This is a genomic window from Mesocryomonas lacus (assembly GCF_055730135.2).
On sequence record NZ_JBUZWE020000001.1, the window covers coordinates 254,805 to 275,799 of the forward strand.

Below are 20,995 nucleotides of genomic sequence, written 5' to 3' on the forward strand. Positions count from 1 at the left end.
AGGTATTAAACAGGAGAACGCCGTGTCCAGATTTTTCGCTTCCCCGTCTGAATTGCTAATGGCTGCGATCGATAAATCAATGGCAGCCATAGAGTTTGACATGGAGGGTCGAATTCTCCGGGCAAATGCCAACTTCTGCAACTTGATGGAGTATTCGGAAAAGGAGTTGATCGGGCAGCACCACCGCATGTTTCTCGATAAGGCCTATGCGGCATCGCCTGACTATGCGGCGTTCTGGCGCAAACTGCGAGACGGCCAGTTCGTGAGCAGCGAGTTTCAGCGTTTTGGCAAGAATGAGAAGCGGGTCTTCATCAGTGCAAACTATAACCCGATCTCCCGAGCGGGCCGCAAGCCGCATAAGGTTGTGAAGTTCGCCAACGACATCACCGCGTCGAAGCTCGACGAGATCGAAAAATCCGCCAAGATGGATGCGGTCAGCCGCGCGCAGGCGGTGATCGAGTTCACGCCCTCGGGCGACATCATCGTCGCCAACCCGAACTTTCTCGCTGCGCTCGGCTACCAGCCCGAGGAGATTGTCGGGCGGCATCACCGGATTTTTGTCGACCCGGCTTATGGTCGCTCGCCGGACTATGCCCGCTTCTGGGAACGCCTGCGCAACGGCGAATTCATCGCCGACGAGTTCACCCGGATCGGCAAGAACGGGCAGCCGGTGTACATCCAGGCTTCCTACAATCCGATCTTCGGCCTCAGCGGCGAGGTGGTGAAGGTGGCGAAGTTTGCGACCGACGTCTCCGAACGCGTGCGCGTCGTCCATCGGCTGGGCGATGCGCTGGTAAAGCTGGCGAATGGCGACCTCGTTCAGCGGCTGGACGTGCCGTTCATTCCCTCGCTCGAAACACTGCGGGTGAGCTTCAACTCATCGATCGAACGGATGTGCGATACCCTCCGCTCGGTCGGCATCAACGCCTCCGAAATCCAGAACGGTGCCGAGCAGATCCGCATCGCGGCCGACGATCTTGCCCAGCGCACCGAGCAGCAGGCAGCCGCGCTGGAGGAAACCTCGGCAGCCCTTGCGCAGATCACCACGGCGGTGAACACTTCCAGCAAGCGCGCGGACGAGGCGGGCGATCTCGTGACTCGCACCAAGGGCGAGGCCGAGCAATCGGGGCAGGTCGTGGCGAAGGCGACCGCAGCCATGGCCGAGATCGCTCATTCCTCCGACGAGATCAGCAAAATCATCGGCGTGATCGACGAGATCGCCTTCCAGACGAATTTGTTGGCGCTGAATGCCGGCGTCGAAGCGGCTCGGGCCGGCGAGGCGGGCCGGGGCTTTGCTGTGGTGGCGCAGGAAGTGCGCGGCCTCGCCCAGCGTTCGGCGGAGGCCGCCAAGGAGATCAAGAGCCTGATTTCGACGTCGGGTCGCCAGGTTGGCGCCGGCGTCGACCTGGTGTCACGGACCGGGGAAGCCCTGCAGGCGATCGTCGGCGAGATCACTGGCATTCATGCCCATGTCATCGCCATCGTCGCGTCGGCACGCCAACAAGCGGTTGGCCTACAAGAAATCAACATCGCGCTCGGCACGCTGAACCACGGCACGCAGCAGAATGCGGCGATGGTCGAGGAGTCGACGGCTGCGAGCAACAGCCTCGCCTCGGAAGTCCACAAGTTGAACCAGCAATTGGCGCAGTTCCAAACAGATGATGGCAGCGTGCAAAGCAGGGCGCATGCGAGAGGCGGGGCATCCCGCACTGCCAGGCTGCAGCTGCTCGCGTCCTAGCGCTGCTCAAGCGGCAATAGGGCATAGACAAGGGACGGTGACACCCCCCTGTCTATGCCGGTGGCCAGCGCAAGGCTTTCCGAGCCTTTTCCGACCGGCTTCCGTCCCGCTAGGCCGCCTTGGCCAGGACCCTCTGGCCGGCGGTGTAGGACGCCTGGGCAGCAGCGACACCCGAGCCGAGCTGGATCTTGGCGCCGCAGTCGACCAGCGCCATCTCGGCGACCGAGATCGCGCCGAGGAGCATCAACTCGCTCGTCGCGCCGATGTGGCCGATGCGGAAAACCTTGCCGTTAAGACGCGCGAGGCCCGACCCGAACGACACGCCGTAGCGCTCGAAAGCCCGGCGCAGCACCGCGACCGCATCGACCCCGGGCGGAACCGCGATCGCCGAGACCGTGTCGGAGTACCATTTCGGCTCCTTCGCCACGAGGTCGAAGCCCCAGGCCGAGACCGCCGCGCGCACGCCGGAAGCGATGTGATGGTGGCGGGCGAAGACGTTCTCCAACCCTTCCTCGAACAAGAGATCGAGCGAGGCGCGCAGGCCCCGCAGCAGCGTAGTGGCAGGCGTATAGGGAAAGTAGCCGTCCTTGTTGGTGCGCAGCATGTCCTCGAAAGAGAAGAAGCAGCGGGGGTAGCGCGACGAACGGTGTGCCGCCATCGCCTTCTCGCTGACGCAGATGATGGCAAGGCCCGTCGGCAGCATGAAGCCCTTCTGGCTGCCGGTCACGATGCCGTCGACCCCCCATTCGTCCATGCGGAAATCGATCGAGGCGACCGAGGATACGCCGTCGATGTAGAGGAGCGCCGGGTGGTTCGAGGCGTCCAGCGCCTTACGCATGCCGGCGACATCGGAAGTCACGCCGGTCGCGGTCTCGTTGTGTGTGCCGAGCACGGCCTTGATCCGGTGCTCGCGGTCGGCGGCGAGGATATCGGCAAACTTCTCCAGCGGCACGCCTTCGCCCCAGTCGGCCTCGACCACCTCGGTCTCGAAGCCGAGGCGCTGGCACATGTCCGCCCAGAGCGAGGAGAACTGGCCGAAGGTCGACACCAGCACCTTGTCGCCGGGGTTCAGGGTGTTGGTGAGGACCGCTTCCCACCCACCGGTCCCGGAAGCGGGATAGATGAAGGGCTGCCCGGTCTGCGTCTTGAACACCTTCTTCAGGTCGGCGAACAGCGGCAGCGTAAGCTTCGGGAAGTCCGGCGAGCGCATGTCCTCCTGCGGCAGGTTCATGGCGCGCCGAACGACGTCCGGCACATTGGTCGGGCCTGGAATGAACAGTCCGGAATGATAGTGCATCGTGATCCTCAAGCCGTCACGGCGATCGAAGCGTCGCCCTTGGTGGTTCTTGAAGTCATCGCGACCCGCCGGATTGCCGACCCTTTGAAGGGTCCGCCCTGCGTCGGTGCCCAGCGTCACGAAGTTCTCCCGCCCAAAACACTGCCGAAGCAAGCAGGCCTTGAACAGTGAGTTTTTTCAGGGCGACGCCACAGTAATTCTTAGGGGTGATGGTTTAGCCGAGAGCACGGTCAGACAGTGATCCCAAATTGGAGCGACCGGCATGAGTTGGCGCCGGATGCCCTTCAGCCATTTCTACGGTGGTAGCCGAGGTACCAGGTGACGAAGCGGTCGATGCCCTCCTGGACCGAGGTGCGCGGCCAGGTGCCGATGGCGGCCTCCAGCGCCGAGACGTCGGCGAAGGTGTCGGGGACGTCGCCCGGCTGGAGCGGCAGGAGGTTGCGCCGGGCGGTGCGGCCGAGGGCTTTTTCCAGCGCTTCGATGTAGGCGCCAAGCTCCACCGGGGCGGAGTTGCCGATGTTGAGGACGCGAAAGGGCGCGCTGCTGGTCGAGGGATCGGGGCGGGCTGGATCGAAGCTGGGATCGGGCGCGGCCGGCTGGTCGCTGACCCGCAGCACGCCCTCGACGATGTCGTCGACATAGGTGAAGTCGCGGATGTGGCGGCCGTGGTTGAACACGTCGATCCGCTGGTCGGCGAGGATCGCCTTGGTGAACTTGAACAGCGCCATGTCCGGCCTGCCCCAGGGCCCGTAGACCGTGAAGAAGCGCAGGCCCGTCGTCGGCAGCCGGAAGAGGTGGCTGTAGCTGTGCGCCATCAGCTCGTTCGCGCGCTTGGTGGCGGCGTAGAACTGGATCGGATGGTCGGCGGCCTCGCTCTCGCGGAACGGCATGGCGGTGTTGGCTCCGTACACGCTGGAACTGCTGGCATAGGTGAAATGCCCGACCTCGTTCCAGCGGCAGGCTTCCAGCAGCGCCGTAAAGGCGAGGAGATTGCTCTCGACATAGGAGTAGGGATCGATCAGCGAATGGCGCACGCCCGCCTGCGCGGCGAGGTGGATGACGCGCTCGAATCGCTCGCCGGCGAAGAGGTCCTCGACCAGCTTTCGGTCGGCGAGATTGCCGCGCATGAAACGGTAGGGCGTGCCGGTTGCCGCCGCGGTTTCCTCGAGGAGGGTCAGCCGCGCCTCCTTCAGGCCCGGGTCGTAATAGGCATTCACCAGGTCGACGCCGACCACTTCGTCGCCGCGTTCGAGAAGGCGCTTGGCGGTGTGGAAGCCGATAAAGCCGGCATTGCCAGTGACGAGGGTCTTCATGCCGCGGATTCCCGGTGCGTCTCGATCATAGCCTGCCGTCGGCCTCGCCTTGCGGCAGGATCGCCTTGACGTCGAAGAGGACGCCCTCCGGCCCCTTCAGCAGCTGCCGCAGGCCCGCGCCGCCGAGGGCGCGGAACGCGTCGTGCGCGACGGCGACGATCACCGCGTCATAGCCGCCGTCGGCCGGCAAAGCGGGGAGAGCGGCGATGCCGTAACGGTGCAGCGCCTCCTCGGCCTCGATCAGCGGGTCGTGCACGTCGACGGTGCAGCGGAAGGCCTCGAGCGCCGCGACGATGTCGACGACGCGGGAATTGCGGATGTCGCGGGTGTTCTCCTTGAAGGCGAGGCCCAGCACCAGCACGCGGGCGCCCTGCAGGTCGCTGCCTTTCCGGAGCATCAGCTTGACTACGCGCTCGGCGATTTCGCCGCCGACGCCGTCGTTGATCCGTCGGCCGGCGAGGATCACCTCGGGGTAGTAGCCGACCTGCTGCGCCTTATGGGTGAGGTAATAGGGGTCGACGCCGATGCAGTGGCCGCCGACGAGGCCCGGGCGGAAGGGCAGGAAGTTCCACTTGGTGCCGGCGGCCTCCAGCACCTCGATGGTGTCGATGCCGAGCCGCTCGAAAATCAGCGACAGCTCGTTCATCAGCGCGATGTTGACGTCGCGCTGGGTGTTCTCGATCACTTTGGCGGCCTCGGCGACCTTGATGCTCGATGCCCTGTGCGTGCCGGCAGTGACGACGCTGGCATAAAGGTGGTCGATGGCGTCGGCAGAGTCCGGGGTCGAGCCGCTCGTCACCTTCACGATGTCGGCAAGCCCGTGCAGCTTGTCGCCGGGGTTGATCCGCTCGGGACTGTAGCCGCAGAAGAATCCCTCGTTGAAGACGAGGCCGGAGGCCGCCTCCAGCAAGGGCACGCAGACTTCCTCGGTGCAGCCGGGGAAAACGGTACTCTCGAACACCACCACCGCCCCCGGCTTCATGGCGGCCCCGACGAGAGCGCAGGCGGCGTTGAGCGGTCGTAGATCCGGGCGGCGGGCATCGTCGACCGGCGTCGGCACCGAGACGATGTAGACGTCGTAGCCCGTGAGGTCGGCGGGATCGGCGGAGAAGGCGAGGCTGCCGGCGGCGGCAATGGCGGCCGGCGTCATCTCGCCGGATATGTCGTGCCCCCGGCGCAAGGCCTCGATCCGCCTGACGTCGAGGTCGTAGCCGGTGACGGCATGGCCTCGGGCGGCGAAGGCGACGGCGAGCGGCAAGCCGACATAGCCGAGGCCGATGACGGCGATGCGGGAGGTGGAGAGATCCAAGTCGGTCGGTCCAGTGCGCAGGAAAAGGCCGCCATGGGGGGAGGCGGGGTCGGGCAATCCCTCGGCAGAACCGGGCGCCTTGTCAATGCAGCGGGGCTGGGAGAGGCTTACACGAAGGCTTGCAATGGACGCGTGGCGGGCCTGCACGAACGCATGGAGTCGGGAGGTCTTGCCGGTCTGCGACAGCAATGCGTGGCCGCTGGCGCCCCCGACGGAGAGCCGTCCGGTCCATCGGCCCGCTCACGCCCCGCGACCGCCGCGCCACAATATGTGACGGGTTGGCCACTGCTGACAGGCTTGCTAAACCGGCCAAACAGTTTAGCCCGTCCGCATCCGGACGGTCACGCGCGGCGCAAGCCGGCGCTCCGCCTGCCGGTCGCAGCATGCCTTTTCGGGGATGGTGCCGACCTCCGCCGCTGCGGTCGAAACCGCCGGCGCTCTCATCGGAACAGGGTTCGCAGCATGGACAAACCGATCGCCTTCATCGACCTCGGCGCGCAGCGCGACCGCCTTCGCGACAAGATCGACCGCGCCATCGCGACGGTGCTCGACCACGGCGCCTTCATCATGGGACCGGAGATCGCGGCGCTGGAAAGCCAGCTGTCGGCCTTCACCGGCGCGAAGCACACGCTCTCCTGCGCCTCCGGCACCGATGCCCTGGCTCTGCCGCTGATGGCCTGGGGCATCCGGCCGGGCGACGCGGTGTTCTGCCCGAGCTTCACCTTTGCCGCGACGGCTGAGGTCGTCGCATGGCTTGGCGCGACGCCGGTGTTCGTCGACGTCGATCCCGCGACCTTCAACATGGACCCGGCGAACCTGCGCGCGGCCATCGAGGAGACGCTGAAGGCCGGCAAGCTGACGCCGAAAGTGGTGATTACCGTCGACCTCTTCGGCCAGCCGGCCGACTACCCCGCGATCAAGGCGATCACCGACGAGTTCGGCCTCAAGATGATCTCCGACGCCGCGCAAGGGTTCGGCGGCACCTGGGGCGAGCGCTACAGCAATGTCTGGGCGGACGTCGTGGCGACGAGCTTCTTCCCGGCCAAGCCACTTGGCTGCTACGGTGACGGCGGCGCGATCCAGACCGATGATGCCGAGCTGCACGCCGTGATGGATTCGCTGCGGATCCACGGCAAGGGCGAGGACCGCTATGACAACGTGCGCATCGGCATGAACGCCCGCATGGACACGATGCAGGCGGCGATCCTGATCGAGAAGCTCGCGATCTTCCCCGGCGAGATCGAGGACCGCAATCGCATTGCCGCGCGCTACGTCGAAGGGCTTGCCGGCGTTGCGACCCCGCAGGCGGTGGCGGAGGGCGCCCTGTCGACCTGGGCGCAGTACACCATCCGCGTCCCGGCCGCGCAGCGCGACGCCTTGGCTGCGGCCCTCAAGGCGGCCGGCGTTCCGACGGCGATCTACTATCCCAAGCCGCTGCACCGGCAGACCGCCTACAAGCACTTCCCGGTCGCCGGCAACGGCCTGCCGGTCTCCGACGCGCTGGCGGCCGAGGTGATCAGCCTGCCGATGCACCCCTATCTCGACGAGCCGACGCAGGACCGGATCATCGCGGCGGTTAAGACGGCGCTCGGCGGTCTCTGAGGCGGTTGCAGCTGCGAGCCCGGTGCCGCTGTCGGTGCCGGGCGTTCGAGGTTTCAGACAGGAAGGATTCGCCGTGACATCCACCATCAGGATCGGCGTCGTCGGTTGCGGCTCGATGGGCGCCAACCATGCGCGGATCGCCGCCGACCTGCCCGGCGCGACCCTTGTCGGCGTCGTCGACACCGACGCTGCGCGCCGGGAGACGATCGCCGCCGGCACCCGGTCGGCCGCCTTCGCGACGGTCGCCGAGCTTCTGTCCGCCGGCATCGATGCCGCGGTCGTCGCGACGCCGACGGTCTACCACCATTCTGTGGCGACCGAACTGCTCGAGGCCGGCATTCACCTCCTGGTCGAGAAGCCGATCGCTGCGACGGTCGAGGAGTCGCGGGAGCTGATCGCGCTCGCCGACCGGATGGACCGCCGCCTGACGGTCGGCTTCGTCGAGCGCTTCAACCCGGCGCTTCTGGCATTGCGGGCCGCGGTGAAGCCCGAGGACGTCCGCTCCATCGCCATCACCCGCGCCGGCCCGTTTCCGGCGCGCATCGGCGATGTCGGCATCGTGCTGGATCTCGGCGTGCACGACATCGACCTGATCCGCTGGATCGCCGGCTCGGAGATCACAACGCAGCGCGCGCTGACCTCGTCGACCCATGGCGCGCACGAGGACACGGCGTTCTTGCAGTTCGAGACCGAGACCGGCGTTGTCGCCAGCCTCAACAGCAACTGGCTGACGCCGTATCGCTATCGGCGGATGGAGGTCGCAGCCCGCGACCGGTTCCTCGTCTGTGACATGCTGCTGCGCACGGTCACCGAATATTCCGACTACGGCAAGGACGGCAGCAGCCGCCAGCGCAACCTCTTCGTCGGCATGACCGAGCCGCTGAAGGCCGAGCACCTCGCCTTTCTGGCGGCGATCCGCGGCGAGGCGCCGGTGGCGGTTTCGGGCACCGACGGGCTGCGCGCCCTCGAGATCGCCCTGGCTTGCCTCGCGGGCGTTTAAGACGGCAAGTTTCAAGCTGAGCCGGCAACGTTACAGCGCCGTGCCATCAGCGTCCGAGGGTCGTCATCCCCGCGCGGCGCGCGGGGATGACGACGGTAAGGTTTGCGCGTTGCCTTACCGACCGACGCCGACATAGGTGAAGCCGCGCGCGATCATGTCCTCGCGCGGATAGACATTGCGAAGGTCGACGATGATCGGCGCCGTCAGGCACTGCTTCACGCGGTCCATGTCGAGGGCGCGAAAAATGTCCCATTCCGTGACCAGCACCATGGCGTCGGCGCCATCGAGACAGGCATAGGCATCCTCGGCATAGTCGACGTCGTCGATCACGGCGCGGGCGTTCGCCATGCCCTCGGGGTCGTAGACCCGGACTTTGGCGCCGCCGTCCTGCAGGCTGCGGATGATCGAGATCGACGGGGCGTCGCGCATGTCGTCGGTGTTCGGCTTGAAGGTGAGGCCAAGGACGGCGATCCTTTTGCCGCGCACGCTGCCATCGCAGGCCTCGACCACCTTGCGGGCCATCGCCCGCTTGCGCGTGTCGTTGACGGCGGCGACCGTCTCGACGATCCGCATGGGCGAGCCGAAGTCCTGGGCGGTCTTGACCAGCGCCAGCGTGTCCTTCGGGAAGCACGAGCCGCCATAGCCGGGCCCGGCATGCAAGAACTTGCCGCCGATGCGCCGGTCGAGGCCGATGCCGCGGGCGACATCCTGGACGTTGGCGCCGGCCTTTTCGCAGAGATCCGCCATCTCATTGATGAAGGTGATCTTGGTAGCGAGGAAGGCGTTGGCGGCGTATTTCGTCAGCTCCGAGGTCCGCCGGTCGGTGAACATCACCGGCGCCTGGTTCAGCGACAGCGGCCGGTAGAGTTTCGCCATCACGCTCTGGGCCTTGGGGTCCGTGGTGCCGACGACGATCCGGTCGGGACGTTTGAAGTCCTCGATCGCCGCGCCCTCGCGCAGGAATTCCGGGTTGGAGACGACGGCGAAGAGGTCGGCCGGCACCGTCTCGCCGATGATCCGCGCCACCTCGTCGCCGGTGCCGACCGGCACCGTCGACTTGATGACGATCACCTTATAGCTGTCGATCTCGGCGGCGATCTCGGCGGCGGCGGCATAGACGTAGGCAAGGTCCGCATGGCCGTCGCCGCGCCGCGACGGGGTGCCGACGGCGACGAAGACGATGTCGGCCTCGCGCACGGCGCTCGCGATCTCCACCGAGAAGGCGAGGCGGCCGGCGCTGGCATTGCGGGCGACGAGGTCGGCGAGGCCCGGCTCAAAGATCGGGATGCGCCCTTCCTTAAGGGCGTCGATCTTGCCGGCATCCTTGTCGACGCAAATGACGCTGAATCCGAAATCGGAGAAGCAGGCCCCGGTCACCAGGCCGACATAGCCGGCCCCGATCATCACGATCTTCATCTTATGCCATTCGTCTGGGTCCCCGCTGGCTGCCGGGACGTGTGGGTGAGGGGGACTTGTAGGCAAGCGGCAAGGCGCCCGCAACCGCCAGCCCGGCTGTCGCGCCGCGGGCGCCATGGGGCAGTGCCTCCGCCTGAGAGCGGACGCCGCCCTGGCCATCCCGCAGGGATAAGCCAAAGAAACAACCGCAGGCTTAACCAGTTTGGCTGATCTCTTGATGCGCTGCTTGTGACGCCTGCATCAGTTCGTTAAATGTTCCTGAAGACAGCCCGCTTTCAACGCTATTTCTCGGTGGCTGCCGGTGGTACTTACATGACCCGCAAAGTTCTTGGTGTCGGCTTATTCTGTGTCCTTCTGCTGGCAGCGATCATTGCCGGCTATTGGGACATGCTCAACACCGAGAAACTGACACTGGTTCGTGACAGGGTCACGAACGCCGTCGGCGAGATCGGGGATGTTGTCCGCAGCGACCCAGACCCATCGGAGAAGCCCGCGTTGACGCCTGACGTCCCGTCCTCGGACACGGCGTCCGCGGCGAAGGCGCCGAGGGTGGATGGCGATGCGGCCTCCGATGCGTCGACGCCCGCCGCGGCTCCCGCCGCAGACACTGCAGCGGCCTCGCCGTCCGAGGTGGCCCAGCAGGCTGCGCCCGGCGGCGACACACCCAGCTTCGACGTCCTCCGCGTCGAGCCCGATGGCTCGACCGTCCTTGCCGGCAAGGCGCCCGCCGGCGCGGTCATTTCGCTGCGCGACGGCGCGACCGTCATCGGCACGGAGGTCGCGGACGCGGCCGGCACCTTCGTCGTCATTCTGGAAAAGCCGCTTGGCGTTGGTGACCATCAGATCCAGATCGAGGCGAAGACCGCCGACGGCCGGGTGGTGACCTCGGCTGAAACGGCGATCGTCAGCATTCCCGAAAAGGGCCGCGAGAGCGAACTTCTCGCGATGGTCGAGGCCCCCGACAAGCCGTCGCGGCTGATCAGCCTGCCGTCCGCACCGGGCGCGGCAGCGCCGGCCGGCACTCCCTCCGCTCCGGCCGAAACGCCTGCCCAGGCAGCGGCGCCAGCCACCGCACCGAACGCGGCGGCGGGTACCGCGCCGGCTGCCGTGCCGGACGCTTCGGTGCAGGCTGCTGGCGCTGCGACGGCGCCGTCGCTGGCCGTGGACGCCATCGAGATCGAGGGCGACGCCGTCTTCGTAGCCGGCCGGTCCGTCGGCAGCGCCTCGGTCCGAGTCTATGTCGATAACGGTTTCCTGTCGCAGGCCGACAGGCTGGCGGATGACCGCTTTCTGATGACGGCGAAGGCGAAGCTTGCCACCGGAGATCATACGGTGCGAGCCGATGCGCTCGACCGGTCCGGGACCGTGATCGCCCGCGTCGAGGTGCCGTTCTTCAAGCCGGAAGGCCGGACGATGTCGGCCGTTTCGCCGACGGCGGAGACGGCAGGGACTGCCGCGCCGGCGCCCGCCTCGGCGACGCCAGGCTCTGCGACCCCATCCTCCTCGATGACGGCATCGGACAGCGACAAGGTGGGGCGTCTCGGCAGCGCACCGTCCGCCGAGGCCAACAGCATTGCGCCAGCCGGCACGTCGACCTCCCCGTCGTCCACGCAGCCGTCAGCCATTGCGCCGACGGCGACGACGTCCGGTCAGACGGGCATGGCGTCCGCGCTACCGGAAGCCGTTGTTCCCGCCGCCTCGCTCGACGCGGGCCAGTCCGCGGTGGCCGTGACACGTCAGCCGGCGCTGGAGGGCGTCAATTCCCGGGTCATCATCCGCCGCGGCGACTCGCTCTGGCGCATCTCGCGCGACACCTACGGCCGCGGCGCGCGCTATACCGTGATCTATCTCGCCAATGGCGACCAGATCCGCGATCCCGACAGGATCTATCCTGGTCAGGTGTTCCGGATGCCGAAGGATGAGACCACGGCGCAATAGCGGTTCTGTCGCAGGTTCTTCGCTTTCCCGATCCGCTATTACCGATTAGAACGCCTCCAATCGCCTGCGCCTTTCGGCGTGGCCGCCGAATGGATCGAGCTTTTCTTGGCAGACGCACCCAACAGGACGGTCGACAGTTCCGCGACCTTCTCGACGCTCCGTAACCTCTGGCCCTACATGTGGCCGGAGGGGCGGCCCGACCTGCGCGCACGGGTCGTCTGGGCCAGCTTCTACCTCATCATCGCCAAGCTGATGACGGTCGGGGTGCCGTACTTCTACAAATGGGCGACCGATGCGCTGAACGGCACCGACAGCGCCAAGGAATGGCTGCCGCTGATCCTGACCGGCGCCGTCACGCTGGTCGTCGCCTACAACGTCGCGCGCATCCTCGTCGTCGCGCTGAACCAGTTGCGCGACGCGCTGTTTGCCCGCGTCGGCCAGCACGCCGTGCGCCAGCTCGCCTTCCGCACCTTCACCCATATGCACCGGCTGTCGCTGCGCTTCCACCTAGAGCGGCGTACGGGCGGCCTGTCGCGCATCATCGAGCGCGGCACCAAGGGCATCGAGACGATCGTCCGCTTCACGATCCTCAACACCGTGCCGACGATCTTCGAGTTCGCGCTGACCGCGGCGATCTTCGGCTTTTCCTACGGCGTCTCCTACCTCATCGTCATCGCGGTGACAGTCTGGCTCTATTCCTGGTTCACCATCAAGGCGAGCGACTGGCGGATCACCATCCGCAAGGAGATGAACGACAGCGACAACGAGGCGAACACCAAGGCGATCGACTCGCTTCTGAACTTCGAAACGGTGAAATACTTCGGCAACGAGGGCATGGAGGCCGAGCGCTTCGACCGCTCGATGGCGCGCTACGAGAAGGCGGCGACGGAGACCTGGACCTCGCTTGGCTGGCTGAACTTCGGCCAGGGCGTGATTTTCGCGGTCGGCATGGGCATCGCCATGGTCATGTCGGCGATGGAGGTGCAGGCGGGCACGCAGACGATTGGCGACTTTGTCTTCATCAACGCGCTCCTCATGCAGCTGTCGATCCCGCTGAACTTCATCGGCTTCGTCTACCGCGAAATCCGCCAGGGCCTCACCGACATCGAGCAGATGTTCGGCCTGTTGGACGTCGAGGCCGAAGTGCTCGACGCGCCCGACGCCGTCGCCTTGCAGGTGCCGAAAGGCGCGATCCGCTTCGACGACGTGCACTTCCACTACGAGCCGGCGCGGGCGATCCTCAAAGGCGTCTCCTTCGAGGTGCCGCCCGGCAGGTCGGTGGCGATCGTCGGACCGTCCGGTGCCGGAAAGTCGACGATCTCGCGCCTCTTGTTCCGCTTCTACGACGTCGCATCGGGCACGATCAGCATCGACGGACAGGACATCTCGAAGGTGACGCAGGCGAGCCTGCGCGCGGCGATCGGCATCGTTCCGCAGGACACCGTGCTGTTCAACGACACCATCGCCTACAACATCCGCTACGGCCGGATCGAGGCGAGCGATGCGGAGCTGAAGCAGGCGGCCGACCGGGCGCAGATCTCTCACTTCATCGAGATCCTGCCGGAAGGTTTCGAGACGATGGTCGGCGAGCGCGGGCTGAAGCTCTCGGGCGGCGAGAAGCAGCGTGTGGCGATCGCGAGGACGCTCCTGAAGGCGCCGCCGATCCTCATCCTCGACGAGGCGACCTCGGCGCTCGATACCCATACCGAGCAGGAGATCCAGTCCGCGCTCGACCTCGTCTCCGCCGAGCGGACGACGCTGACCATCGCCCACCGCCTCTCGACCATCGTCAATGCCGACGAGATCATCGTGCTGCGGGCCGGCGAGATCGTCGAGCGGGGCACGCACCGCGTGCTGCTCGACGCCGACGGGCTCTATGCCGAGATGTGGCGGATGCAGCGCGAGGCGACCGAGGCGGAGGAAGCGCTGCGCCGGGCGCGGGCCGCCGACGCGCTGGGCATCATCGACCGCAAGCCACCGATCCGGCCGGCGTGACGCGTACCGGGAGCCTTGCGGCTTCCGGCAGCGTTGCAGAGACGACCGCAGGCCGGTTTGACCTTGCCCGAACCGCGGGCTAGGCATGGCCCGCTCTTCAAACCAGGTGCCCGACTTCATGGACATGATCGCCTCGATCAGAAACGCTTTCGTCCCGATCCACAAGGCGGGATACCCGTTCATCGCGGCCTTCTTCGTGGCGTCGGTGATCCTCGGCTTCCTCTGGATGCCGCTGTTCTGGATCGGCCTCGTGCTGACGCTCTGGTGCGCCTACTTCTTCCGCGATCCGGAGCGCGTGACCCCGCTCGCAGATCACATTGCCGTCAGCCCTGCGGACGGACGGGTCTCGCTGGTCGGCCACATCGTGCCGCCGCCGGAACTCGAGCTCGGCACCGAGCCGATGCTGCGGATCTCGGTGTTCATGAACGTCTTCGACTGCCACGTGAACCGGGCGCCGATGCGCGGTCGCATCGCCCGCATCGCCTATCGCGAGGGCGAATTCCGCAATGCCGAACTCGACAAGGCGAGCGACGTCAACGAGCGCAACTCGCTGGTGATCGAGGGGCCGCAAGGCGAATACGGCGTCGTTCAGATCGCCGGCCTCGTGGCCCGGCGGATCATCTGCTGGAGCGGCACCGGTGACAGGCTGGAGGCTGGCGAGCGTTTTGGCCTGATCCGCTTCGGCTCGCGTCTCGACATCTACCTGCCGGACGGCGCGCGGGCCCGTGTGTCCGAAGGCCAGACTGCGATCGCCGGCGAGACCGTGATCGCCGAGTTCGGCGTCGGTCTCGAGACGTATTCGGCGAGGCGCGACTGATGGCGGACACCCCGATCGAGCCCTTCGACCCGGAGACGGGGGAGCCCGACGGGGGCGATGCCCCCGTTGCGCGGCGTGGCATTCCTTTCCGGCATATCGTGCCGAACCTCATCACCATCCTCGCGATCTGCGCGGGGATGACTGGCATGCGCCTTGCGTTCGAGGGCCGCTTCGAGTTCGCCGTTGGGCTGGTGATCGGCGCGGCACTGCTCGATGGCATCGACGGCCGCATCGCCCGGCTGCTGAAGGGCCAGAGCCGCTTCGGCGCCGAGATGGACTCGCTCGCCGACATCGTCAATTTCGGCGTCGTGCCGGGCATGGTGCTTTACGCTTATACGCTGCGCGATGCCGGCTCCGCCGGCTGGATTGCAGCCTTGCTATTCTCCGCGACCTGCGCGCTGCGCCTTGCCCGCTTCAACACGATGCTCGACGGGCCAAAGCGGCCGGAATGGCAGTCGGCCTTCTTCACCGGCGTTCCGGCGCCCGCCGGCGCCGGCCTTGCGTTGTTTCCGATGTATCTCAGCTTCATGGGCGTCGACTTCGGCAGGCCGGTGCTGACGGCGGGTCTCTCGGCGGCCTATCTGCTACTGGTCGGCTTCCTGATGGCCAGCCGTATTCCGACCTGGTCGGGCAAGACCATCGGCGTGTCGCTTCGGCGCGAGATGGTGATCCCGGTCATGCTCGGCCTCGTGCTCTATGTCGTGCTGCTCACCAGCTTCCTTTGGCACACGCTGACCGCGACGGTGATCGCCTATTTCATCGCGATGATCTTCTCCGTGCGCCAGTACCGCCGCCTCGCGCGGCAGGACGCCGAAGCAGGTATCGCCGGCGTCTGACGAACCCAAGGACTGCACCATGACCGCCAAGGAATTTAGCGTCGGCTCAATCCGGTTCAGCAATGCGCTGCCCTTCGTGCTGATCTGCGGCCCCTGCCAGATCGAGAGCCGCGAGCACGCTTTCTTCATGGCCGAGAGCCTGTCGAAGATCGCTGGGGATGCCGGTGTGCCCTTCGTCTTCAAGGCGTCCTACGACAAGGCCAACCGCACCTCGCTGAAGGGGACGCGCGGCGTCGGGATCGACGCCGGCCTGCGCATCCTCGCCGACATCCGCGACGCCTTCGGCTGCCCAGTGCTGACCGACATCCACGATATCCCGCAGGCGATTGCCGCGGGCGAGGTCGTCGACATCCTGCAGATCCCGGCCTTCCTGTCGCGCCAGACCGACCTCCTGATCGCCGCCGCCCACACCGGCAAGGCAATCAACATCAAGAAGGGGCAGTTCCTTGCGCCCTGGGACATGAAGAACGTTGCCGCCAAGGTGTCGGAGTCCGGCAATGAGCGGATCATGCTCTGCGAGCGTGGCGCCTCCTTCGGCTACAACACGCTGGTGACGGATTTCCGAGCGCTGCCGATCATGGCCGAGACCGGCTATCCCGTGGTGTTCGACGCCACCCATTCGGTGCAGCAGCCAGGTGGACAGGGCGGCTCCTCCGGCGGCGATCGGCGCTATGCGCCCGTGCTCGCTAGGGCTGCGGCGGCGGTCGGCATCGCGTCGGTCTTCGTCGAGGCCCACGATAACCCGGACGCTGCGCCGAGCGATGGTCCGAACATGCTGCCGCTGACCTGGATGCCGGGCTTCCTCGAGACGATGAAGCGCATCGACGAGATCACCAAGGACGCGGTGCCGGCGCCAGCCTATCCATAAGACGTGAAGCGGTTCGGCTGGTGTATTAGGCGGCCACGGCCAGCCGGTCGGCGATCATCCGTGCGATCGGAATGGCAGAGGTGGCGGCGGGCGACGGGGCGTTGCAGACATGCAGCGACCGCGGGCTCTGCAGCATCAGGAAGTCGTGGATGAGCTCGCCGTTGCGGTGTACGGCTTGCGCGCGGATGCCGGCGGGGTAGGGCTCGAGATCGTCCAGCCGCAGGCTCGGGCAGTATTTCTGGCATTGCGCGAGATACCGGCTGTGCCAGAGCGAATTGCTCACCTCGGCGATCCCGCTCTGCAGATTCTTCCCCAGGAGCTTCCAGAAGCCCGGAAACCGCGCCATGGCCGTGATGTCCGAGACGTCGACGGTACCCTTTGTGTAGCCCTCTCGCGAGAGCCCGAGCACGGCATTCGGTCCGACGGTTACCCGACCGTCGATCATCCGCGTCAGGTGGATGCCAAGGAAGGGCAGCGCCGGGTCTGGAACGGGATAGATCAGGTGGCTGATGATCGCCGACTTTTCCGGCGGCAGCACGAAGTATTCGCCGCGGAACGGTATAATGGCAAAGTCGATGGCAAAGCCCGCCATCGTCGCCAGTCGGTCCGATTGCAGACCACCACAGGCGACGAGTCTGTCGGCGAGGATGGCGCTCTCCGGCGTTTCGACCTCGACGCCGGTCCCGGTCTCGCGGATACCGGCGACGGGCGTCGACAGGCGGATCTCGCCGCCGCGCTCGTGAACGAGTTCGGCCATCCGACGGCAGATGGCGGAATAATCGGTGATGCCGGTGGTCGCAACCTTCAGGGCGCCGAGACCGGCGATGTTGGGCTCGGCGGCGCGAAGCTCGTCGGCCGAGAGGCGGGTGACCGCAATGCCGTTCTCCGCTGCCCGCGTCTCCAGCGCGGCCATGCGCTTCACCTCGCCCGGTGTCGTCGCCACCAGCAGCTTGCCGCATTGCTCGAAGCGGATCTCATGTTCCCGGCAGAAGGCTTCGGTGGCGCTCGCGCCGGCCCGGCACAGCTCGGCCTTCAGGCTGCCCGGCGTGTAGTAGATGCCGGCATGGATGACGCCGCTGTTATGCCCCGTCTGATGACGAGCGACAGCCGCTTCCTTCTCGACCAGCACCAGTGACGCGCCGGGCCGGCGGGAAAGCAGTTCCAGCGCCGTTGCCAAGCCAACAATGCCGCCGCCGATCACGCAGTAATCATATCGCATTAAGCATCCAAGCAGCGAGTGAGCATGTGGTTCGCGACGTTGCTGGGTCTTCGGCTTTCTGCGGCACGCAATCCACCTGAGACGGTTCGAATGACTCATGTCTACTGAGCATAAGTAAAAATAGTATTCTATTTTATTGTATGCTTGGACGAAAGGTGCCCTTTATGCTGTACTGTGGTCAAATGAGAATGGTTTTTACTCATTGAACTCACAGGCGATGGTCGATGACCTTCCTCGCGCCCCTTGCGTCCGTCCCTGCCGGGGCGACCGAAGTGAAAGCGGATTGACCTCATGAGCAGCATTCGAAATGCCATCGGCGACACGCTCTTCTACAGCGGCGCGACCAAGAACCATCTGTCGGCGACGAATGCCGGTCCCACGATGCAGGGAACGGCCGTCAACGACACGTTCTGGGGCGACAGTTCGGTTCGCACTCAAATGTTGGGCGGGGCAGGCGACGACATCTATCACCTCTATTCTTCGCTCAACACGGTCTCCGAGGCGGCGGGCGGCGGGGTCGACAGTATCGAGACCTGGATGAGCTACACCTTGCCGGCCAATGTCGAGAACCTGACCGTCACCGGCGACGGCCGGTATGCCTTCGGCAATGCGCTCGACAACATCATCCAGGGTGGCGCCGGTAGCCAGACGCTCGACGGCGGCCTCGGCAACGACGTGCTGTCGGGCGGTGCCGGCAGCGACATCTTCCTCATCAACAAAGGGTTCGGCACCGACCTGATCCTCGACTTCTCGTCGGATGATGTGGTGCGGCTGGCCGGCCTCGGCTTCACCTCCTTCGACGCGGTGAAGGCGGCGATGACGGATACCGGCAGCGATCTTCACCTCGCCTTCGGCGACGGTCAGGGCTTGGTTCTGGCCAATACCGACCTTGCCGACCTCAGCGCCAGCCAGTTCGAGCTGGGGATCGACATGTCGAAACTCAGCCTCAGCTTTTCCGACGATTTCAACCAGCTCTCACTGTGGGACGGGGCGGGCGGGACATGGGAGTCGAACTACTGGTGGGGGGGCGCAAGCGGTAATTCGCTGGAGGGGAACGGCGAGCAGCAATGGTACATCGATACCGATTACGGCCCGACGAAGGGGGTGAACCCGTTCAGCGTCGCCAACGGCGTGCTGACCATTACGGCGGCTCCCGCTTCCGAAGCGACCCAGGCGGCGATCGGGGGATATGAGTTCACGTCCGGAATGCTGACCAGCTATGAAAGCTTCTCGCAGACCTATGGCTACTTCGAAATACGCGCCGACATGCCGGAGGATAAGGGCATGTGGCCGGCGTTCTGGCTCCTCCCGCAGGACGGTTCCTGGCCCCCCGAGCTCGATGTCATCGAGATGTACGGCAAGGACCCGAACTCGCTCTACATGACCGCGCATTCCAATGCCTCGGGCAAGCAGACCAGCGACCTGACCGTCGGCCATGTGATGGATACGTCGGGCTTCCACACCTATGGCGTGCTGTGGGAGGAAGACGAGATCACCTGGTATTTCGACGGCATGGCGATCGCCAATACCGAGACCCCCGCCGACATGCACGAGCCGATGTACATGCTAGTCAACCTTGCGGTCGGCGGTCTCGCCGGCGACCCGGCGGCTGACTTCGACGGCGACACCATCAAGATCGACTACATCAAGGCCTATGCCCTCGAGGACGACGGTCTGACGCTGGCGTAACGCGCAGAGAGCAAGCCGGCGCCGCCTGGGCGCGGGCCAGCGCTCAGACGATGCCGAGCGACAGCATTTCCTGCAAGGTCACGAGGCCGGCGATGTCGCCGTCCTCCCCGATGACGAAGAGCGCGGAAATCTTGTGCGCCTCGCAGGTCGCCACCGCGTCGACGGCGAGCCGGTCCGAGCCGATCTGCCGCGGGTTGGCGGTCATGATCTCGGTAGCGGTCTTGTCGAAGACGCTGCGGTCGCTCATCGCCCGGCGCAGGTCACCATCGGTGACGACGCCGACAAGGCGGCCGGCCGCGTCGCAGACGGCCGTCGCGCCGCGCCTGCCCTTGCTGATCGCCGCGATGACCTCGGGCACGACGCTGTCGAGCCCGACGCGGGGAACCGTCCTCAGCTCCGGTCGCCGGTCCAGCACTTCGTAGAGCCGCAACAGCTGGGCGCCGAGCTTGCCAGCCGGATGATACTTGGCAAAATCGTCCCGCTGAAAATTGCGGGCGCGGATCAAGGCGGCGGCAAGGGCATCGCCGATGACGAGGCTCATCGTGGTCGAGGTCATGGGCGCGAGCGCGAGCGGACAGGCCTCGCGGGCATCGGGCAGCTGCAGGATGCCGTCGGCGAACCGGCCGAGGGCCGATTGCGGCCGCGACGTCATCGCCACCAGCGTCACCCGGAAGCGGCGGCAGTACTCGACGATGACCTGCAGCTCGATGCTCTCGCCGGAATTGGAGATGGCGATGACGAGATCATCGGCGCCGACCATGCCGAGATCGCCGTGCGCAGCCTCGGCGGCGTGGACGAAGAAGGCCGGCGTGCCGGTTGAGGCGAGCGTGGCGGCGATCTTCTGCCCGACATGGCCGGACTTGCCGATGCCGGTGATGATCACCCGTCCGCGGCAGGCCTGCACCAGGTCGACGACAACCGCGAACTTCTGGTCGATCGAGTCCGACAGCGCCGAAAGCCCCGCCATCTCCGTCGCGATCGTCTCGCGGGCGATCTTGACGAAGTCGCGGTCGCCGGGAAGCGCGGGCTCGGCCGGGGAGGCCGCTGCAAGCGAGCGGTCGCTCGGCATCGCGATCATGCCGGCGCCGTATAGGCGAGGAAGCGGTTCTGGCGGACGTCGAAGAGCTGGCCGGTCTGCGTCACCTCGGGCATTGCCAGCGGCAGGATGCGGGCGGCGACGTCGGCGGCCTTGGGCAGCGTGTCGGGATCCTCGCCGGGCATCGCCAGCGCCCGCATGGCGGTGCGGGTCGCGCCGGGATTGACCGAGTTGATGCGGAGCGGAAGGTTCTCGGTCTCGTTCGCCCAGGAACGCACCATCGCCTCGGTCGCGGCCTTGGAGGCGGCGTAGAGGCCCCAGAATGCCTTGCACGAGTGCGCGGCGCCCGACGACATGACGATGGCCCGCCCGGCCTCGGCCTTGCGCAGCAGCGGGTCGATGGAGCGGATGAGGCGCCAGGTCGAGGTGACGTTGAGGGTCATCGTCTTGTCGAAAACCTTCGCCTCGATGTGGCCGATGGGCGCGAGCACGCCGAGCACCCCGGCATTGGCGACGAGCACGTCGAGCTTGCCCCAGCGCTGGTGGATCGCGGCGCCCAGCCGGTCGATTCCACCCATGTCGGTGAGGTCGAGCGGGACGAGGGTTGCGGACCCGCCGTTCCGCCGGATGACATCGTCGAGTTCCTCCAGCCCGCCGACCGTCCGCGCGACCGCCACGACATGCGCCCCCTCGGCGGCCAGCTGCTTGGCGAGATGGTAGCCGATGCCGCGTGAGGCGCCGGTGACGAGCGCCACCTTGTCCTTGAGCTTTCCGGTCATGGAAATCCTCCCGATACCCGTGGGTCAAACATCGCGGCGGCGAGGGACGTGGCACACACCCCGTTATGCGAAGGCTGGCGCCGCCGGAAACGGATTAATCTTCGCCGGCTCTCGCCCCGCCTATGTCTCTCCAATGGGCGAGG

At 66.2% G+C, this 20,995-nt stretch carries 16 protein-coding genes; 9 read left to right on the forward strand and 7 right to left on the reverse strand.

What is annotated here, in order from left to right; translation table 11 throughout:
- Nucleotides 1–58 precede the first annotated feature (58 nt).
- A complete protein-coding gene (locus tag ACZLZY_RS01225) occupies nt 59–1,738 on the forward strand; it encodes a methyl-accepting chemotaxis protein (protein ID WP_472931939.1) in 1,680 nt (559 codons plus the stop codon).
- Between the two features lie 109 nt (nt 1,739–1,847).
- On the opposite strand, the gene ACZLZY_RS01230 is transcribed toward ACZLZY_RS01225, so the two are convergent.
- The 3 genes from ACZLZY_RS01230 to ACZLZY_RS01240 form a co-directional block, all read right to left on the reverse strand.
- A complete protein-coding gene (locus ACZLZY_RS01230; protein ID WP_472931940.1) occupies nt 1,848–3,035 on the reverse strand; it encodes an aminotransferase class V-fold PLP-dependent enzyme in 1,188 nt (395 codons plus the stop codon).
- Between the two features lie 284 nt (nt 3,036–3,319).
- Nucleotides 3,320–4,348, reverse strand: coding sequence for an NAD-dependent epimerase (locus ACZLZY_RS01235; RefSeq protein WP_472931587.1), 1,029 nt, complete (start codon nt 4,346–4,348; stop codon nt 3,320–3,322).
- 25 nt (nt 4,349–4,373) lie between these two features.
- Nucleotides 4,374–5,657 carry a nucleotide sugar dehydrogenase gene (locus ACZLZY_RS01240; RefSeq protein WP_472931588.1) on the reverse strand — a complete coding sequence of 428 codons (1,284 nt, stop codon included), beginning with the start codon at nt 5,655–5,657 and terminating at the stop codon, nt 4,374–4,376.
- Nucleotides 5,658–6,119: 462 nt separating this feature from the next.
- Between ACZLZY_RS01240 and ACZLZY_RS01245 the strand changes: the two genes are divergently transcribed.
- Nucleotides 6,120–7,259, forward strand: a complete 1,140-nt coding sequence (locus ACZLZY_RS01245) for a DegT/DnrJ/EryC1/StrS family aminotransferase (protein WP_472931589.1) — start codon at nt 6,120–6,122, stop codon at nt 7,257–7,259.
- A 73-nt stretch (nt 7,260–7,332) separates the two neighbouring features.
- Nucleotides 7,333–8,259, forward strand: coding sequence for a Gfo/Idh/MocA family protein (locus ACZLZY_RS01250; protein WP_472931591.1), 927 nt, complete (start codon nt 7,333–7,335; stop codon nt 8,257–8,259).
- Between the two features lie 114 nt (nt 8,260–8,373).
- Here the strand turns inward: ACZLZY_RS01250 and ACZLZY_RS01255 are convergent, their stop codons facing one another.
- A complete protein-coding gene (locus ACZLZY_RS01255) occupies nt 8,374–9,675 on the reverse strand; it encodes a UDP-glucose dehydrogenase family protein (RefSeq protein ID WP_472931592.1) in 1,302 nt (433 codons plus the stop codon).
- 312 nt (nt 9,676–9,987) lie between these two features.
- On the opposite strand from ACZLZY_RS01255, the gene ACZLZY_RS01260 reads away from it, so the two are divergent.
- The 5 genes from ACZLZY_RS01260 (at nt 9,988) to kdsA (ending at nt 16,129) form a co-directional block, all read left to right on the forward strand.
- Nucleotides 9,988–11,613, forward strand: coding sequence for a LysM peptidoglycan-binding domain-containing protein (locus ACZLZY_RS01260; protein WP_472931593.1), 1,626 nt, complete (start codon nt 9,988–9,990; stop codon nt 11,611–11,613).
- Between the two features lie 105 nt (nt 11,614–11,718).
- Complete coding sequence (locus ACZLZY_RS01265) at nt 11,719–13,608, forward strand: ABCB family ABC transporter ATP-binding protein/permease (protein WP_472931594.1); 1,890 nt, start codon at nt 11,719–11,721, stop codon at nt 13,606–13,608.
- A 118-nt stretch (nt 13,609–13,726) separates the two neighbouring features.
- Nucleotides 13,727–14,425, forward strand: a complete 699-nt coding sequence (locus ACZLZY_RS01270; protein ID WP_472931941.1) for a phosphatidylserine decarboxylase — start codon at nt 13,727–13,729, stop codon at nt 14,423–14,425.
- Nucleotides 14,425–15,261 carry a CDP-alcohol phosphatidyltransferase family protein gene (locus ACZLZY_RS01275; protein ID WP_472931595.1) on the forward strand — a complete coding sequence of 279 codons (837 nt, stop codon included), beginning with the start codon at nt 14,425–14,427 and terminating at the stop codon, nt 15,259–15,261. The genes ACZLZY_RS01270 and ACZLZY_RS01275 overlap by 1 nt, the downstream gene beginning before the upstream one ends.
- A gap of 19 nt (nt 15,262–15,280) precedes the next feature.
- A complete protein-coding gene (kdsA, locus tag ACZLZY_RS01280) occupies nt 15,281–16,129 on the forward strand; it encodes a 3-deoxy-8-phosphooctulonate synthase (RefSeq protein WP_472931596.1) in 849 nt (282 codons plus the stop codon).
- Between the two features lie 25 nt (nt 16,130–16,154).
- Here the strand turns inward: kdsA and lhgD are convergent, their stop codons facing one another.
- The gene (gene lhgD, locus ACZLZY_RS01285; RefSeq protein WP_472931597.1) at nt 16,155–17,348 is read right to left on the reverse strand and encodes an L-2-hydroxyglutarate dehydrogenase; all 1,194 of its coding nucleotides are present in this window, start codon (nt 17,346–17,348) and stop codon (nt 16,155–16,157) included.
- Between the two features lie 291 nt (nt 17,349–17,639).
- On the opposite strand from lhgD, the gene eglC reads away from it, so the two are divergent.
- On the forward strand, nt 17,640–19,037 hold the full coding sequence (gene eglC / locus ACZLZY_RS01290; RefSeq protein WP_472931598.1) for an endo-1,3-1,4-beta-glycanase EglC: 1,398 nt from the start codon (nt 17,640–17,642) through the stop codon (nt 19,035–19,037).
- A gap of 43 nt (nt 19,038–19,080) precedes the next feature.
- On the opposite strand, the gene ACZLZY_RS01295 is transcribed toward eglC, so the two are convergent.
- Nucleotides 19,081–20,115, reverse strand: coding sequence for a KpsF/GutQ family sugar-phosphate isomerase (locus ACZLZY_RS01295; protein ID WP_472931599.1), 1,035 nt, complete (start codon nt 20,113–20,115; stop codon nt 19,081–19,083).
- Entirely contained in the window at nt 20,112–20,852 is a 741-nt protein-coding gene (locus tag ACZLZY_RS01300; protein ID WP_472931600.1) for an SDR family NAD(P)-dependent oxidoreductase, read from the reverse strand. The genes ACZLZY_RS01295 and ACZLZY_RS01300 overlap by 4 nt, the downstream gene beginning before the upstream one ends.
- Nucleotides 20,853–20,995: the final 143 nt, after the last annotated feature.